The organism is Coleofasciculus sp. E1-EBD-02 (genome assembly GCF_040218245.1).
Lineage (GTDB): Bacteria > Cyanobacteriota > Cyanobacteriia > Cyanobacteriales > Coleofasciculaceae > Coleofasciculus.
In genome coordinates this window covers 36,098-53,671 of sequence record NZ_JAVJQN010000007.1, presented here as the reverse complement: position 1 = coordinate 53,671, position 17,574 = coordinate 36,098, and the positions used below count along the sequence as shown (strand labels likewise).

Annotated in this window: 12 protein-coding genes; 4 read left to right on the top strand and 8 right to left on the bottom strand. The window is 47.2% G+C overall.

Annotated elements, in window-relative coordinates:
- Positions 1 to 164 precede the first annotated feature (164 nt).
- Positions 165 to 2,735 carry an alpha-glucan family phosphorylase gene (gene glgP, locus RIC07_RS00820; RefSeq protein WP_446392847.1) on the top strand — a complete coding sequence of 857 codons (2,571 nt, stop codon included), beginning with the start codon at positions 165 to 167 and terminating at the stop codon, positions 2,733 to 2,735.
- A 305-nt stretch (positions 2,736 to 3,040) separates the two neighbouring features.
- Here the strand turns inward: glgP and RIC07_RS00815 are convergent, their stop codons facing one another.
- The 4 genes from RIC07_RS00815 to RIC07_RS00800 all read right to left on the bottom strand — a co-directional run bounded on the left by RIC07_RS00815 (position 3,041) and on the right by RIC07_RS00800 (position 9,189).
- A complete protein-coding gene (locus RIC07_RS00815) occupies positions 3,041 to 3,253 on the bottom strand; it encodes a hypothetical protein (protein ID WP_446392846.1) in 213 nt (70 codons plus the stop codon).
- Between the two features lie 186 nt (positions 3,254 to 3,439).
- Positions 3,440 to 3,715 carry a hypothetical protein gene (locus tag RIC07_RS00810; protein ID WP_446392845.1) on the bottom strand — a complete coding sequence of 92 codons (276 nt, stop codon included), beginning with the start codon at positions 3,713 to 3,715 and terminating at the stop codon, positions 3,440 to 3,442.
- A 202-nt stretch (positions 3,716 to 3,917) separates the two neighbouring features.
- A complete protein-coding gene (locus RIC07_RS00805) occupies positions 3,918 to 6,317 on the bottom strand; it encodes a CHASE2 domain-containing protein (protein ID WP_446392844.1) in 2,400 nt (799 codons plus the stop codon).
- Between the two features lie 244 nt (positions 6,318 to 6,561).
- Positions 6,562 to 9,189: a GAF domain-containing protein gene (locus RIC07_RS00800; protein ID WP_446392843.1), complete on the bottom strand. Its 2,628-nt coding sequence runs from the start codon at positions 9,187 to 9,189 to the stop codon at positions 6,562 to 6,564.
- Here RIC07_RS00800 and RIC07_RS00795 point away from each other — a divergent pair.
- A complete protein-coding gene (locus tag RIC07_RS00795; protein WP_446392842.1) occupies positions 9,177 to 9,374 on the top strand; it encodes a hypothetical protein in 198 nt (65 codons plus the stop codon). The two genes, RIC07_RS00800 and RIC07_RS00795, sit on opposite strands and share 13 nt — an antisense overlap.
- A 16-nt stretch (positions 9,375 to 9,390) precedes the next feature.
- Here the strand turns inward: RIC07_RS00795 and recN are convergent, their stop codons facing one another.
- Positions 9,391 to 11,160: a DNA repair protein RecN gene (gene recN, locus RIC07_RS00790; RefSeq protein ID WP_446392841.1), complete on the bottom strand. Its 1,770-nt coding sequence runs from the start codon at positions 11,158 to 11,160 to the stop codon at positions 9,391 to 9,393.
- A gap of 205 nt (positions 11,161 to 11,365) precedes the next feature.
- Between recN and RIC07_RS00785 the strand changes: the two genes are divergently transcribed.
- Complete coding sequence (locus tag RIC07_RS00785; protein ID WP_446392840.1) at positions 11,366 to 13,429, top strand: ABC1 kinase family protein; 2,064 nt, start codon at positions 11,366 to 11,368, stop codon at positions 13,427 to 13,429.
- Positions 13,430 to 13,610: 181 nt separating this feature from the next.
- Here RIC07_RS00785 and RIC07_RS00780 read toward each other — a convergent pair whose 3' ends face one another.
- Positions 13,611 to 13,898, bottom strand: coding sequence for an RNA recognition motif domain-containing protein (locus RIC07_RS00780; RefSeq protein WP_446344697.1), 288 nt, complete (start codon positions 13,896 to 13,898; stop codon positions 13,611 to 13,613).
- Positions 13,899 to 14,209: 311 nt separating this feature from the next.
- On the opposite strand from RIC07_RS00780, the gene gcvT reads away from it, so the two are divergent.
- On the top strand, positions 14,210 to 15,334 hold the full coding sequence (gene gcvT / locus RIC07_RS00775) for a glycine cleavage system aminomethyltransferase GcvT (protein ID WP_446392873.1): 1,125 nt from the start codon (positions 14,210 to 14,212) through the stop codon (positions 15,332 to 15,334).
- Between the two features lie 298 nt (positions 15,335 to 15,632).
- Here gcvT and RIC07_RS00770 read toward each other — a convergent pair whose 3' ends face one another.
- Together RIC07_RS00770 and RIC07_RS00765 are read right to left on the bottom strand one after the other, a co-directional pair.
- Positions 15,633 to 15,956, bottom strand: coding sequence for a hypothetical protein (locus tag RIC07_RS00770; RefSeq protein WP_446392839.1), 324 nt, complete (start codon positions 15,954 to 15,956; stop codon positions 15,633 to 15,635).
- A gap of 182 nt (positions 15,957 to 16,138) precedes the next feature.
- Entirely contained in the window at positions 16,139 to 17,359 is a 1,221-nt protein-coding gene (locus RIC07_RS00765; protein ID WP_446392838.1) for an aspartate aminotransferase, read from the bottom strand.
- Positions 17,360 to 17,574 lie beyond the last annotated feature (215 nt).

Here is a 17,574-nt window from a genome sequence, read left to right as displayed (position 1 = left end):
AATCATCCCAAAAATGAGCCTGAACCTCTTACTGATGGGATTTTAGCCTGAAGCTGACATCGATAAACCCAAGTCTGTTACGAAAACAGTATTAAAAGTCTCATCCTTTGTGTAAAAGTATGTACACAATGTTATCCGTGTAAGACTTAGAATTTTGTCGCTCTATGCAGCCTATTCGCACTTTTAACGTTTCTCCCGCGTTGCCAGAAGTTCTGGAACCCTTACGCAAGCTGGCATACAACTTGCATTGGGACTGGAACGTGGAAACAAAAGACTTGTTCCGACGCCTAGACCGTAAACTCTGGGAATCCACTCGCCATAACCCCGTTTTGACATTGGGGATGATTAGCCAAGCCCGTCTGGAAGAAGTGGCGGAAGATGATGGGTTTCTGGCACAAATGGAACGAGCATCTCGACAGTTAGATGACTACCTCAAGGAACGGACATGGTATCGTAAACATCGTGGCAACAGCGATGAAAAGGAATGCTATGCCTACTTCTGTGCCGAGTATGGGTTAGTCGATTGCCTGCCCATATATTCCGGTGGTTTGGGTGTTCTGGCAGGGGATCATCTTAAATCTGCCTCTGACCTTGGTTTGCCGTTAGTGGCAGTCGGTTTACTTTATCAAGAAGGATACTGCGCCCAATACCTGAATGCAGATGGTTGGCAACAAGAGCGCTATCCCATTAATGACTTTTACAATATGCCGCTGCACTTAGAGCGGAATGCTGATGGTTCAGAAGTGCAGATTGCCGTCGAATATCCAGGTCGTACTGTTTATGCTCGCGTCTGGCGCGTGCAAGTGGGAACGGTTTCCTTGTATCTGCTCGATACTAACATTGAACCAAATAATCCCTACGACCAAGATATCACCGACAGACTTTATGGGGGTGATCTGGATATGCGGATTCACCAAGAGATGATGTTAGGGATTGGTGGGATTAGAGCCTTAAAAGCCTTGGGATACAAGGTCAACGTTTATCACCTCAACGAAGGTCACTCCGCCTTTTTAATTCTGGAACGCATCCGTCGATATATCGAGGAAGAAGGGTTAAGCTTTACTGAAGCCAAACAATTGGCTCAGTCAACCCAACTATTCACCACCCATACGCCTGTCTCGGCGGGATTTGACCTATTTCCTCCCGATAAGGCAATGTACTATGTGGGTCATTATGCGAATATCTTCGGTTTATCGCGGGAAGAATTTCTGGGGTTGGGACGCGAAGATACCGGGAATTTGGAATCCCCCTTTAGCATGGCAGCGTTAGCCATTAAAACCTCTAGCTTTGTTAATGGTGTCAGTCGATTGCATGGGGACGTGTCGCGGAAGATGTTCCATGGACTGTGGTCTGATCTACCTCTCGATGAAGTCCCGATTACCTCGATTACCAATGGTGTCCATGCTCGCAGCGTCGTGGCAAAGGCAAACCAGGAACTGTATGATCGCTACCTGGGTCCAAACTGGTCTAGCCGCAAGGCAGACGATCCGCTGTGGGATCGGGTGGCTTCTATTCCAGATGAGGAATTGTGGCGCAATCACCAAGCCTGTCGGTCTCAAATGGTCATGTCTGTACGGGAGCGTTTACAATACCATTTACGCGATCGCGGCGCTACCCCTGCCGAAATTGATCGGGCGCGTGAGGTTTTAGATCCCAGCATTTTGACCATTGGCTTTGCCCGTCGGTTTGCCACTTATAAGCGGGCAAACTTATTCCTCCGAGATCTGGATCGAATTAAAAAAATTATCCAAGGTGATAAAGAACGAAAACGAAAAGTTCAGTTTGTCATTTCGGGTAAAGCCCATCCCAAAGACATGCCAGGGAAAGATTTCATCCGCAAGATTATTCATACGATTCGCGAAGCGGGATTGGATAACTCTGTCGTCTTTGTTCCCAACTATGACATTCACATCGCCCGACTGATGGTATCAGGATGTGATATCTGGTTAAACACCCCCCGTCGTCCGCGTGAGGCATCGGGAACCTCTGGGATGAAAGGTTCCATGAATGGTCTGATGAATGTCAGTATCCTTGATGGATGGTGGGGCGAAGCCGATTACGTGCGAACCGGTTGGCCCATCGGTCATGGGGAAGAATATGATAATCCTGAGTACCAGGATGAGGTAGAAGCCAACGCCCTTTATGACCTACTAGAACAGGAAATAGTCCCCCTGTTCTATGATCGCGACGATGAAGGATTACCGCGTGGGTGGATTGCCAAGATGAAAGATGCCATCCGGCTCAATTGTCCTACCTTTAATACCGCTCGTATGCTGCGAGACTATGCGATGCGTGGGTATTTCCCCGCTAGCGAACGGTACAAGGCGATGACGAGCGAGGGTTATCAACCTGTCAAAGCACTCGCTCAGTGGAAGCAACACTTATTTGAACAGTGGTACAGCATTAAAGTTGAAGACATTGACATTGCTGCTCCCAGCGATCTCATGGTCAATCAATCGGTTGCCGTGAAAAGCCGCATCAATCTAGCGGGACTAACGGATAATGATGTACAGGTAGAACTCTACCAAGGTTCAGTTAATGCCGATGGGCAAATTGTGAATGGCGTACCTGTGGTGATGGATTACCAGGGAACTGACGAACACAATATCAGTATCTACACGGCAGATATCAGTTATGATGCCAGTGGCTTACAAGGTTTGTCTCTCCGGGTTTTCCCCAAACACAAACATCTTTCTAGTCTCTATGAACCCGGCTTAGTTCTCTGGGCTTCTTAGTATTGGAGATGGGGGGAGTCGGCTGACAGGTGTAGGGATGTAGGGGCGGGTTTTACAGATAACATTTTGCACCCAACTGATAACTTGACTAAACCCGCCCTTCTCCAATAGCTGAAAATTAGAATGGGTAAGGGTTATGGCTTAAGTTGACATGGATGGTCGGGGCGGGTTTAGTCACTTATGGGTGCAACCGAAAAGATAGTAGTTAAACCCGCCCCTACAGAGGCGTCAGATACCGTAAAAAGTCAACCAGTTCTCTCTGCTGTTGCTGTACGAGGAGAACTTCAGGTTAAAACCCAACAAAATTATCTCTTCCTTCCGATATCTAAAACTATCCCAGTAATTACAGCACTGACGATGCCAATCAATACGCTCAAGCCAAAGGTTAAACTGAAATTTGTCCAATGGTTTAGGGCGGGTGTCGGTTGATTGGCAGGTACTGGTAAAATACTCTTGACAATCCCTTCTGCTTGTTCAGTCAGGGCAGATGCAGCCAGTGATGCAGTGCTAATTCCCACACTCGCGATCGCGACGGTTTGGTTGAGGGTGCGTTCGTTCTTGGTTTTCTCAATTTCGATGATTCCAGCGATAGTTTTGATAAAATTTTCTAGTGCAAGAAGGCAGAAATAACTGAACAGCTAATATCTCCCCCAGCTTCCCCAGCTCCCTCAGCTCCCCCTGCTTCATCGTATCTACGAAGCTGCTCAAGTATTTTTGCAGAGCTGCACTAGGGGTTTTAATCCGGCGCTGAGGGCTTGGTAGTCGGTTTGTACGTGGCTGAGATACCTCTCTGTGGCAAACTCGCCAAATCGTTCTAGGAAGGTGAGGTCGCCGTTGGGGTCGAGTTGCGCGATCGCTTGTACACAATGCTGGTAATTTTTGGCGTTAACTTCAATGGTGGTGGCTTTTTCTTGTAGGTAGCCTAAGTTCGTTTCGTAGTGGTGGGAAATCGATAAGGCTGTGGCTAAATCCTGTTGCAATTGATTGAGATTGAGGCAGGAATGGCTGAGGCGAGCAGATAAAGAATCGACGAGCTGCTTGTCACCCCTTCAGGTGCGTTACGCTACGCTAACGCACCCTACAATTTTACAATGCTAATCCACCAATTAAGGTGTGCTACGCCGCCATCGTGGGCTCTTGCGAAGTCGAAACCCACCAGCATACCAGTTAGTGGCATTCGCTCTAAGATTGAGTTGGCAAGGTACTTAAATCCTCTAACACTTTTGTCACAGACTGATATCGATCCATAAAGTAGTAGCGCACCATTTTTTCTAATATTTCACCGAATTCGTCACTCACGTTTGCCAAATGACGCCAGCTAATTTCCCCTGTCTCTGAATCCAGTACTAACTGGTGAGGAGGAATGCCTGTCAGAGCTTGAATACCAATCACCCCGACAGCATAAATATCGCTGCTCAGAGTCGGGTGTCCAGCGTATTGTTCTGACGGTGCATAACCACGAGTACCAACAGCCACCGTATTATGTTCCTGGGTATCATGTTCCTGATCAAGCTTTTGTTGGGGTTGAATCTGTTTGACTGCCCCAAAATCAATTAACACCAATTGACTATCAGTTTGGCGACGAATAATGTTACTGGGTTTGATATCCCGGTGAATAACATTATGTTCATGGATAAACACCAGAATCTCTAAGAGACCTTTGATTAGCTTGACCACTTGCTCTTCTGGCATTCGCTTATCTACAGGTAACTCGTCGCTGAGTGAATCTCCTTTAATGTATTCTTCGACAAGATAGAATTCCCGACTTTCTTCAAAATATGCCAGCAACTGGGGAATGTGAGAATGTCTGCCCAACTTTTCTAAGATTTCTGCTTCTGTCTGGAAGAGGCGTCTGGCAATGGCGAGAAATCGTTCATCGCGACGGGCGGGTTTTAAATGCTTGACCACACATTTGGGTTTGCCCGGTCTGTGGCTATCTTCAGCTAAATAGGTGAGACCAAACCCCCCAGAACCGAGAACCCGATTAATCTTATAGCGTCCGGCTAAAAGGTTGGGATTGTCAGATGGTTTAACCGTTGGCGCGGGTTTGCTCTGAACTGCATCAGGTGTCCAAATTGCCGTTTCTCCATCCCCATCCTGCTGCGATGGGGCAATAGCCGTTTCTTCGCTTAGGGTTACCTCTTGCTGTTCTGCAATCAGAGTCTGATCGTCATCTTCAGCCTCCTGAGTGGTTGGAGCAAAGCTGGTTCTATCTTGTAATAAACCCTGAAGGGCAATGAGATTATTTTCCTGTTCTTGGAGTAGACGGGCAAAATGGGCGCGTTCTTGCTGATTTTGGTAGGCGCTATAAGCCAAGACCCCTGTAGATGACATCACCAGTCCCAAGGCTGGTATCATTACGGGTATCCAACCTGCCTCCAGAAACACCATAAAGGATACGCCGCCCAAAAGACCAAGCGCTACTGTCTCAGCCAGCAGCAGTTGCCGGATATTGTGAGTGATGGATATCAGGATAGCGCCCGTCAATGACCAAACCCCGATCCAGACCACTTCTCCCCACTCAGGTATAAACCAAAACAGCTTGCGTCCATTGAGAACGGTACTGAGCAGTTGACTGACAATTTGACCATGAACAACTACTCCCGGCATTTTTTGCAGAACTTCCCCTTCGGAACTGTAGGGTGTGTAGAACAGATCATTTTCTGCCGGATCAGAAATCCCAATCAGGACGATGCGGTCTTTGACTAAGCTCGGATCAAGACGATCTTCGAGAACGTCTGTCAGGGTCACACTATCGGCGAGTTTGTCCTCAGAGCGGTAATTCAATAAAAGTTGATAGCCACCCGCATCCGCCTTTTGATACCCTCCTGACTTGGGCTTTAGGGGTTTGAAAACCACATCTCCCCATTTGAGATACTCTTGTTCGTCTTGGGTAATCGTTTGTGGTTCAATTCCTTTTTGTTCGAGGTAGTACCGGGCTAACTGAAAGCTAAAGGAAAGGCGGGTGCTACAACCTTCAGGAATTTCGGCATTGTGAAACAACAACGCCCGACGCACAACACCCCCTTCATCAATGGCTAAATCCGCAAAGCCAACCCGCTCCTGAGGCACAGCTTTCGGTGGGGGAGTCCCTCGCTTGGTTTCGTTCCCTAGCCGACAAATAGGGATGAGATTATCGCTGTTGTTAAAGAGTTGGGTTAATTCAGCGTTACCCGGAGGTATGGGAATATCCCGATACATATCCAAACCAACCACCGTCGGTTGATGCTGCTGTAGCTTTTGCAGTAGCTGCGTCATCACCGCATCAGTCATGGGCCACTGCTCTAGGGATTCAATATCCTGCTCCGTCACCTCAACCACCAACAGGCGTGGGTCAGGGGGTAAACTCGGTCGCAACTGCATCAACCGATCATAAGCATAAAGCTCCAATGGCTCCAAAAGCGCTAACTGGCGAGTCCCCAGCAACACACCTGTAACCGCCAAACTGGTTAGCAAGGCTTGATTTTTCCAGGTCAAACTACCAATGCGTTTAAGACGCGACCACAAGGCAGAGAGCTTTGACCCTTCGCTTCGCTCGTAGGGAACCTGGTTTTGAGATAACTCCCCACTAGTTTCCTTCACGTATCTGATTACTCACAACTAACACCTTAACGCTAGCAAGAATTTCCCTGAATTGTAGCCAACATCAACATAGAATTCAGTAGACACTGGTCTCTATTATGACTCAAGGTCGGTTGAATAATAATTCTCTTAAGAACGATAAATAAGTAGGGTGAGCAATGCCCATCCTACGCAAGATATAAATAAGGTGGGCATTGCCCACCCTACGCAAAAGTCCTCGTGCTTGGGGGGCTAGTTGCTTGAATTACTTTTCAGTCATCGTGTAAGCCCCATCCCAGTCATCCGGTGGTGGTTCTTGGAGAAAATGTTGACACCGCTTCAGGTGTAATGCAGCGGCTTTATCATTTTTGTCAAATTCTTCCATGATAATGCCAAATTCACCCATCGCCCGGGTAAACTTCCGGTTGAGATAATGCTCCCGTCCTTTGTGGTAATGTTCAATAATTTCCTCTTTTTCGGCAGAAAGGGGATCAGAACGCAGTCCCACCAGTTCGTAAATTCTGACGGGCTTATTCTTGCCTTTGACACGAATGCAATCGAGTTCCCGATACCAAATCCTATCCTGGCAGGGAGCAAAGGTATATTCGCTAATGATAATGTCACAGCCATATTGCTTACTGGCACCTTCTAGGCGGGAGCCTAAGTTGACACCATCGCCAATGGCGGTGAACTCCATCCGCTTACTCGAACCAATATTGCCACTAATTACGCTGTCCGAGTTAATCCCAATCCCAATTCGGATTTCTTCTTTTTTCTGGGCTAAACGATTAGCATTAAAATCTGCCAATCGGTGGCGCATGTCCACAGCCGTTTGTACTGCTCTCCAGGCGTGATCGGGTAGGGGTAAGGGCGAACCAAATACCGCCATAATTGCATCGCCGATATATTTATCGAGAGTCCCTTTGTGCTTGAAAATCGCCTCAACCATCGATTCAAAATACTCATTCAGCATTCCCACCACTTCTTCGGCTTGGAGTTTTTCGGTCAAAGTGGTGTAGCTACGAATATCGGAAAACAGCACTGAAACTTCTTTGCGATCGCCTCCCATTTTGGCATCACCCAGTTTCAGCAGTTCTTCTGCCAATTCCTGAGTCATGTACCGATACATTGTACTCTTGAGGCGCTTCTCATCACTGATGTCGTCCATCACCACCAACGCCCCATACACATTGGTCAGATCGCTAGTATCGGCAATGGAATTAATCGACAAATGCACGCTATGCTCTTCATTGCTCGGCGTTAGCAACGTCTGATCCGGGTAGTACTGATTGCGGTCTTTCTCACTTTTGGCGTCTAAGCCATTCTGTAGTAATTGAGCAAAGCTAGCAAGGCTACCCTCTTTCTCTTTAATTTTGATCAATTCGGAAACTGATCGCCCTTCGATAGTATCTCCCTTACTAAAGCCCAACAGTTGCTTGGCACTTTCATTTGCCGCGATAACTTTACCGGCTTTGTCTGTAGAAATTACACCATTGGTTAGACTCCGCAGGATATCCCGCTGCATTTGCTCCTGCTGTTTAACTGTGGCAAACAGCTTCGCATTTTGCAGCGCCACACCCGCTTGGATATTAAAGGCTTCCATAAAAGCGACATCGCTTTGATCGAAACTCGCCTTCCAGCATTCGGGTGCATCTTGTTCCTCTTTATCTGGATCGGGCTGGTAAGGAGGAAACTCTCCCTTCTTTTTCTTATTCACTAATTGAGTGACGCCAATTAACTCGCCATCGGCGTTATAGACTGGCATACACATCAAGCTACAGGTGCGATAGCCGGTATTGCGATCGGTTTCCCTGGCTTTCTCGGAATCGGGATGATTGTACAGGTCAAATGGGATATTCAGAATTTCACCCGTCAGCCCGACTCGACCCGCAAAACCCGCTCCCACAGGAACCCGCAGTTCTTTCATCGAACCCCCAGACTGAGGAATCTTTGTCCACAAATCATTGCGTTCGTGATCAATCAACCACAAAGTCGAGCGATCGGCATTCATCAACTCCTTGGCTTCATCCATCACCCGCTTGAGCGTTTCTTCCAAGTCCAAACTGCTCTTACTCAGGGATTCAGTCGCCTTCATCAGAGCATTCGCCGCTCGCTGTTGCTGAGTTGCCAGGTAAAATGACTTGGACGATTCCAGAATCAGGCGGATGGAGGGGGCAAATTCTTCAAAAAGTTTCTGATCGGTTTCGCTAAACCCTTGTTTATCTATTTTTTCTTCTAAGGGTAAATCATCCTCAGGCTCATGATCCGGCTTCAGCTTATTCAGTAGTTGAACCACCGCCACCAAGTCTCCCTTCTCATTGAGTAAGGGAAGCGTCAACATCGTATACGTCCGGTATCCGGTTGTCTTATAGAGCTTTTTAGACCCTTCCGATCGCGGATCATCGAAGAAATCGTAGGGATTATTGACAACTTTTTTAAACGTTGCCACTTCCCCAGCAATGCCCTGATCAGCCGGAATCCGCAGTTCTATAGTTTTTTCATTCTCACCCTCGGCGACGATCGAAAATAATTCATTCTTATTGTCATCCAGTAAAAATATCGTTGTCCGGTCTGCACCCAAAAGCTCTGCTGTCTTCAAGGTGATGGCATTGAGCATCTCCTGCAGAATTGTCTCAAACCCTTGGCTGTCGAGGAGCATGGACAGGGTTTGATGAACAACTTCGAGCTTCTTTTCCACCCCCGTAACAACTTCTTTGAAACTGTCTTGAGTCAGGGGGGCAAGAAACGCCGTAAATGTTCCATTAGTGGTCGCTAGGGCACCAGCAGAGGCAGGTTGATGTTCATGCGCTCTTTGGTCGTCAGTATAGATTGGCGTTATATCAACGGTATCTCCATTGTGATCCGCAGACCTGGGTGAAAATGCAGCTGTCATATTTCTCGTTAGGGTCAGAGAACATTCCTGGCATACGAATAAGATTACTCTATCAGTTAAAGTTTTACCACTCAGGTTTATTTTATTGGCAAGATGAGGGAGCTGGGGAAGCTGAGGGAGCTAGGGAAGCTGGGGGAGCTGAGGGAGCTAGGGAAGAGGATTACCAATCAACAAATGACAAATGACAAATGACCATCTCCATTAATTCTGACGCCAATGACGGGCTTGGGTCAGGAGTGAATTGGCAAACGTCATGGCTTCTTGACCCGATTGTCCACCAGCTAGCTGGGCAATTTCTTCCTGGCGGTGAGAATGATGATCGAGGCGACTGACGCGAATGACGGTACGCAGGTCAATCTCAGAAATTCCCTGATCAACGAGCGTGTTTGTCTGGTTAGTTTCGGGTAAGAGGGTTTGATCGATCACCTGTTTATCGACGCGGAAATGCCGATCTGCCATGGCGGCGATGATAGGTTGATGAGTCACACACAACACTTGATTTTGCTGGCTCAGGTGATGAAGTCGTTCCGCGATCGCACTGGCTACCCGCCCCGATACCCCAGCGTCAATTTCATCAAAAATTAAGGTCACCCCTTGGTCGCCACTATTGGACAAACAGGCTTTCAATGCCAGTAAAAAACGGCTCATTTCCCCCCCCGATGCCGTTGCTGCTAACGGTTGTAAAGGTTCCCCTGGGTTGGGAGATAAATAAAACGTGACTTGATCCGCACCAGTCACTGTCGGCGCGATGGGCGTGATCGCCACCTGAAATTGTACCTTTTCCATGGCTAGAGGCTTCAGTTGCTCCACCAGACGCTGTTCCAGTTCCTCGGCTGCGACTCGACGTAACTGGGTGAGCTGATTACAATATTCTGTTAAGATTTCCTGACATTGACGATAACTTTTTTCCAACTCATCCAAGGATTGACCATTACCCCGAAGTTCAGCCAATTCTGAGGTCAGTTTTTCGTAATGAGCGATCGCATCGGCTAACGTGGGTCCATATTTCCGGCAAATTTGTTTCAGGGCGCGGATGCGTTCTTCCACCTCTTCTAAACGTTCGGGATCAGTTTCCAGTCCATCCCCATACGCATTAATTTGATGACTGGCTTCTACCACCTGGGCTAAAGCACCACTGACCAATTCTAGGATCGGTTGTAACTGGGTGTCATATTGCGCCATATCACTCAACGTGGTTTCGGCTTCCCCTAATAAATCGGCGCAGGCAAATGCACCGCTGTCATTTTGGTAAAGTGACTGATAAACCTGATAACTGTGCTGTTGAAGTTCTACGACATGAGTTAACCGTTGACTCTCTTGTTCGAGTTCGGTGAGTTCATCAGGATCAGCAAGATCAGCGGCGCTCAGTTCCTGAGTTTGATACTCTAGCCAATCGAGACGTTGTAGGCGCTGCTGTTCCGACTGACGCCGTTTTTGCAGGGCTTGCCAAGCGTCCTGAGATGCCAGATAAGCCGTAGTCACTTGATCAAGGTGTTGTTTGATCGGGAAACCGCCGTAAAAGTCAAGGAGTCGCCGCTGGCGAGTTGAGGCAAAAAGCTGTACTGTTTGACCTTGGGCGGTAATTTCCACCAAGCGATCGCGTAATTGTTCCATCAAGCGACGATTCACCAAAATCCCATTAATTCGCGATCGCGATCGCAGGGAGTTCTGTTTAGCCGTAATCTCTCGACTACAGACCAAATCCGCTTCATCAAGTAAATCAATTTCCTGTTCACTCAACCAAGCCATCAACGTCCCATCGATGCGAAACGTCGCCTCAACCAGCGCCCGTTTTTCCCCGGTGCGAATCAAGCGATGGGTGACTTTTCCTCCCAACGCGACATCAATGGCATCCAGAATGATTGACTTGCCAGCACCCGTTTCGCCCGTCAAAACATTCAGACCCGCCGCAAATTCCAATTCCAGTTGGTCAATTAAGGCAAAATTTTGAATCCGTAACGATAGCAACATAACATTTTCATCCAATAGTTAGAGAAAGCGGTTAAAAGACGAAATAAGTCATAAGTTATAAGTGGATACTACCGTGCCGATCAAGCCAACCTTGTCGCTGAATCATGAGTCCTGATCAGGATAAACTGAATGGCGTGGTATCTCAATCATTTTTTTGTTACAATTCTTTACAGAGCCGCTCCTGTTGGTGAATCCTGCAATAAATATGAATCTTAAAACAATTTCTCCTGCCTCTCCCCAGCCAGATTCAATCGCCGAACTCAATCCCTCCGTGGAACCCTTACCCCCTGAGTCAATTGTGGTTGAGTATGAACAGACGCCGTCCCCAGGATCAGCGCTACCACAGGAGTGTTCGGAAAACCGAACCGAAACGCTGCGCTATGATCCAGTAGCGATTGAAGCTCAATATGGACGCGCACCGCTACAAGTCTTAGGACGGCTACTCAGGATTACTTTACCCACAGCTGCCTTTGCCTTAGGGCTATGGTGGGATCGGATACGGGGTCGCCGACAGATCAAAGAACGGCGACGAGCGATTCAGTTGCGGGAACTCTTAACCCAACTTGGACCAGCGTACATTAAAGTCGGGCAAGCACTTTCGACGCGACCTGACTTAGTGCCACCCCTGTACTTAGAAGAGTTGGCGTTGCTACAAGATCAACTCCCTCCCTTCCCCAATGAAGTCGCTTTTCGATTCATCGAAGAAGAACTAGGCGATCGCCCCGAACAAATTTATGCCGAACTGACCTCATCACCTGTAGCCGCCGCCTCCCTGGGACAAGTGTACAAAGGGAAACTTAAAACAGGGGAAACCGTCGCCGTCAAAGTTCAGCGACCAGGTTTAGCACGGCGCATTGCCTTAGACGTTTATATATTACGCCGCCTCGCTCAGTGGGTACAAAACAATGTTAAGCAGGTGCGGAGTGACTTGGTTGCCATTATGGATGAGTTTGGCACCCGCATCTTTGAAGAGATGGATTATACCCAAGAAGGGTGTAATGCTGAACGCTTTGCCAACCTTTACGGTCACCTTCAGGATATATATGTACCCAAAATTTACTGGCAATATACAGGACGGCGTGTCTTGACAATGGAATGGGTCAGTGGTACTAAACTGACTAATCTGGAAGCAATTAAAGCTCAAGACATTGACGCCAAGTATTTAATCGAAGTTGGCGTGCAATGTTCACTACGTCAACTATTGGAACATGGATTTTTCCATGCTGATCCCCATCCCGGAAATTTACTAGCCACGCCGGAAGGCAAGCTGGCTTATCTGGATTTCGGGATGATGAGCGAAGTGAAACCCTATCAGCGTTATGGGTTGATTGAGGCGGTTGTTCATTTAGTTAACCGGGACTTCGCGGGTTTAGCTCATGACTATGTGAACTTAGAGTTTCTGTCGGAAGATACGGATTTAACCCCAATTATTCCAGCGCTTGCTAATGTTTTTAACAATGCCTTAGGCGCTAGTGTTGCCGAACTCAATTTCAAAAGTATCACTGACCAACTCTCGGAAGTGATGTATGAATATCCATTTCGAGTTCCCGCCTACTATGCCCTAATTATTCGTTCCTTGGTCACATTGGAAGGGATTGCGATTAATGTTGATCCGAACTTCAAGGTTCTCAGTAAAGCTTATCCTTATGTGGCAAAGCGTTTGTTAACAGATTCTTCCCCCCAATTACGCGCTTCTCTAAAAGACTTACTCGTCAAAGAGGGCAATTTCCGCTGGAATCGTCTGGAAAATTTATTGCGGAATGCCGCCAATTCTCAAGATTACGATTTGAATAAGGTTTTAAATCAAACGTTAGAATTTTTATTCTCAGAACGTGGTGTTTTGATTCGAGACCAATTGATCGAGGAAATTGTCAAAGCCGTCGATATGTTTGGACGTCAAACCTTTGATAATGTAACTGAGTCTCTGCGCCAACGAGTGGGATTACAGCAAAAAACAGAATCCACTAGCAAAGCCGTAGAACTACCGCAAAGTGCAGAGCATATCAAACGAATTTGGCAAATTCTGCAAGATACGCCCGGTTTCGATCCCTTCCAACTTGCCCCCCTTGTTCCTCAATTTTTGATGAAGCCAGAAACTCAGCAAATGGGACAAAAAATTGCTGGCGGTTTAGCCCAACGGGTGATGGCACGATTAATTCGGGAAGTTTTACTTCAGGAGACTCAAAGTCAAGGGGAAAAGCCTTCTAATGGTTCTAGCGCCAAGCCTGCACCCAAACTCGTCCTGCCACCAGCCGCAGCGATTCACTGACATCCTCCCGGTGGGCAATGCCCACCCTACGGTCTATCAAGTTTCGGCAATCCTAAAATGCTGATTTCAGTGCCATCGAAGTTAAATTGAATAAATTTAGTAAGCTTTAGCTTACTTAAGCTTTGAGCCGGAAATTTATTTCCCGGCTCTTTTCTAATTCTAATTGAGTGAATTAGAATTATTAACGACGCGAAAAGTTACCGTTTTTGCGGTTACCCCCTCTGTTTTCGCGTGGTCTGGCTTTATTCACCTTCATATTGCGCCCCATCCATTCAGCCCCATCGAGTGCCTCAATAGCGGCTGTTTCTTCATCATCTGTTTCCATCTCGACAAAACCAAAACCCCGAGGACGTCCGGTTTCACGATCAGTGGGTAACTGCACCCGCTTGACAGCACCATAGTCTGCAAAGACAGCACTCAGGTCTTCTGCAGTAACGTCGTAGGATAGGTTGCCTACGTAAATTGACATGATTGTCTCCAAACTCAAAGTTGTATAAAGATGAGGGTATCGGAGACAAGTCTGTCAAGTCGAAAGGAAAAAAGCCAATCTGTACTAAACACAAACACTGAAACCGAACACATTCTCAATGATTAAGCTAGCACAGGCTTGCCAATTTGGGTACGGATATCAAATTCTTACTGTTCGCCAATCTTAACCGTCAATTTTAATCAAAGTCTGACTCCTTATCGATGCCTTGGCGCGATCGCAATTTACCAGATCAGGGGTTAATGTCAGACAACTCGGTAGAATATGAAAGACATTGTGACTCAAGACTATCTGTGGCTAAGCCAAAACCTTCTCTTGCAAGAACTCCTCTGTTTGACCTCGCCGTTGAACAAAATGCCCGCTTCACTGGCTTTTCGGGTTGGGAAATGCCAGTCCAATACAGCAGTATTGGACAAGAACACGAAGCAGTACGCACCGATGCGGGAATGTTCGATATCTCCCACATGGGAAAATTTGCCTTTACCGGGAAGCAGCTATGGCAAGCGTTACAGCGATTAGTCCCATCAGATTTGAGTCGATTACAACCGGGTCAAGCCCAATACACGGTATTGTTGAATCCTCAAGGGGGCATCATTGATGATGTAATTGTTTACCACCAAGGGGAGGATGAAACAGGCGAACCGCAGGCGATGATGATTGTTAATGCGGCAACCTGTCAGAAGGATAAAGAGTGGTTGTTAGCGCAACTGGACAACACGGGGGTAAAGTTACAAGACCTTTCCCAGGAAAACATCTTGATAGCCCTACAAGGACATCAAGCCGAGACTTACTTACAGCCGTTTGTCCAGGAAGACTTAACCGCGCTGAAATCCTTTGGACATCTCAATGCCACGATTCTAGATCAAGCCGGATTTATCGCCAGGACCGGGTACACTGGCGAAGATGGGTTTGAGGTGATGGTTAAACCGGAGATTGGGGTAGAACTGTGGCGGCGTCTGTTCCAGGCGGGAGTGACTCCCTGTGGTTTGGGGGCAAGGGATACGTTGCGACTAGAAGCAGGGTTGGCACTTTATGGACAAGATATTGATGATACGACGACTCCCCTAGAAGCTGGTTTAAGTTGGCTGGTACATTTAGACCGTAAAGGCGATTTTATCGGGCGTTCTGTACTAGAAGCCCAAAAAGCCAATGGTGTGGAACGTCGGTTAGTGGGGATTGAAATGCAGGGGCGACATATAGCCCGTCACGGTTACTCGGTGCTATCTGAGGGACAAGTCGTGGGAGAGGTAACGAGTGGTACCTATTCACCAACACTAGGAAAAGCGATCGCGCTTGCCTATTGTCCCACATCCTTAACTAAGATAGGTCAACCGTTAGAGGTGGAAATTCGCGGTAAGACTTATCCCGCCGTTATCGTCAAAAAACCCTTTTATCGCGCCAAAAAATCTTCGAGTTAGAAACCAAAGTCATTCATTCCAGTTCCCTCCCCTTGACAAGGGGAGGGTTAGGGAGGGGTCTTTCTCAAAGTATGGCTTTCTTTTTGAGCTTGAGTTGACACCAATACCAAAGGGCGCAAGCCTTACGTCCTAAAAGGTTAATGCATCAATGTAGGCTGAAATGAGCAAAGCTTTTCGATAAGGCTTGCTGCACAACTCCCAAACCCTTAGCTATCAGGGCTTTGATGCTTCCCCAGCTTCCCCAGCTTCCCCAGCTCCCCCAGCTCCCTACCCCACCACAAGACTTATTCAGCAGCCCCTAGATATGATTATTTTGAGGAGGGCTAGGAAAATTGCTGGGCTGGATTTGCTGAAGGCTTTCTCGTTGTGCCTCTAGGTCTAGATTAATTTTCAGCAGCATTTCATGTTCAGCATTTTGCCGTTGATAGAGCCGCTGAATTTCTCGTTCAAACTGTTCTCGTCCCTCTTGAAAAAAGTCAGGATAAGTGGTTAAAGCGCGGATAAATTGGGAAAATTGCTCAGAATTTAAAGATTTTTGATCGGCTACCGCTTTTTCCGGTTGATGCCATAGCCCAATCCCAAATACCAATGTTGTGGCGATGAAAAGGCGGGTTAATTTCATGAGTAGCAATCCTCCCCCTGACGAATGTCCTATCTTTATTCTGGCAGGGCAGAACAATTGGCAGCATCCATCAACAGGATGGATTGATATCACCTGATTGGATTATTTGTCATTTGTCATTTGTCATTTGCTCTCCTCATCCCTTACCTCCCATCTCCCCGCACTTCTACTCCTCGTTCATGTCATCCATCTTTCTGTGATCCAGAGGCTACAGCTTCGGGTTGATAGCGAATCCCCGCTTGCTTAAGACGCCGTAACACCTCAGCCAAGCGATCGCACTCCGCAATCAAACTTACCCGCACATAGCCTTCACCGCCGACACCAAAGGCATTTCCGGGCGTCACCACCACACCCGTTTGCTGTAGAATATCCAGGGCGAAATCCGTTGAATTTTGACCCGGTGGACAAGGAACCCATAAATACATTGTCGCCTTTGATTTAGGAATCTCCCATCCCAATTCCGCTAACCCTTGAATCAAAAAATCTCGGCGGCGACAGTAACGTTCTTGCACCTGATGCACATAACTATCAGGTAAGTCTAATGCCGTTTCTGCGGCGGTTTGTAATACGGCAAAAATTCCGTAATCTAAATTTGTTTTTAACGTCCGCAATCCTTGAATAATATGGCGATTTCCGACAACAAATCCAACCCGCCAACCTGCCATATTATAGGTTTTTGATAAGGTATGAAATTCTACGCCAATCTCCTTCGCGCCCGGAATTTCTAGTAAACTCGTGGGTTGATAGCCATCAAATGCGAGTTCGGCGTAACATAAATCATGTACCAACAGAATTGAGTAACGACGGGCAAAAGCCACAATTTCCTCAAAAAACTCACGGGGAGCCGTCGCTGTTGTTGGATTATTCGGATAGTTAAAGTAGAGAATCTTTGCCCGTTGCGCCACATCCTCAGGAATAGCGGCTAAATCAATCAGCCAATCATTTTCCGGCTTAAGGATCATGCTGTGAATTTCAGCCCCAGCAATCAAGGGACCTCGGAAATGAGCAGGATAAGCCGGACTCGGTACTAAGACCAAATCCCCAGGATTGACATAAGCTAAGGCAAGGTGAGTCAATCCTTCCTTAGAACCCAACAGGGGTAGGGCTTCGCTATCGGGATCGAGAGTAACTTCATAGCGACGGTGATACCAACTGGTAATGGCGTGGCGAAAATTAGCCGTTCCTTCAAAGGGGGGATAGCCGTGGTTAATCGGATGATTCAGGGCGGTGATAGCGGCTTCAATCACGGGTGCAGGTGCTGAACCGTCAGGATTCCCCATGCCTAAATCAATTAAATCTAACCCTTGCTCACGGGCACGGGCTTTGAGTTCATCCAAACGAGCAAACACATAAGGGGGTAAAGCACTCAGGCGCTTTGCTGGGGTAATCCAATCTAAGTTCATTCAAAAATGCAGCGTTCCTAAACTAGAAAATTATATCGGTATTCCAGAAAAATCGCTGAAGTTGGTGGGAAAAATTAAAGTTGGGCGATGGGGAGCATCATTTGTTATTTGTCATACTCGCTCCCTTGAGAAGCAAGCTACGTCATTTGTCCAAAAATTCATTCTCGCATTGGATCAGGGCGGGTTTTGTTGATAGATTAGCCCTAAGTATCCAA

Excerpts from the sequence above, each read along its gene's own strand:
- RIC07_RS00780 (WP_446344697.1), bottom strand. The coding sequence starts at position 13,898 with ATGTCAATTTACGTAGGCAACCTATCCTACGACGTTACTGCAGAAGAC.
- RIC07_RS00795 (WP_446392842.1), top strand. The coding sequence starts at position 9,177 with ATGCAGCTGTCATATTTCTCGTTAGGGTCAGAGAACATTCCTGGCATA.
- RIC07_RS00765 (WP_446392838.1), bottom strand. The coding sequence starts at position 17,359 with ATGAACTTAGATTGGATTACCCCAGCAAAGCGCCTGAGTGCTTTACCC.
- RIC07_RS00770 (WP_446392839.1), bottom strand. The coding sequence starts at position 15,956 with ATGAAATTAACCCGCCTTTTCATCGCCACAACATTGGTATTTGGGATT.
- RIC07_RS00785 (WP_446392840.1), top strand. The coding sequence starts at position 11,366 with ATGAATCTTAAAACAATTTCTCCTGCCTCTCCCCAGCCAGATTCAATC.
- glgP (WP_446392847.1), top strand. The coding sequence starts at position 165 with ATGCAGCCTATTCGCACTTTTAACGTTTCTCCCGCGTTGCCAGAAGTT.
- recN (WP_446392841.1), bottom strand. The coding sequence starts at position 11,160 with ATGTTGCTATCGTTACGGATTCAAAATTTTGCCTTAATTGACCAACTG.
- RIC07_RS00800 (WP_446392843.1), bottom strand. The coding sequence starts at position 9,189 with ATGACAGCTGCATTTTCACCCAGGTCTGCGGATCACAATGGAGATACC.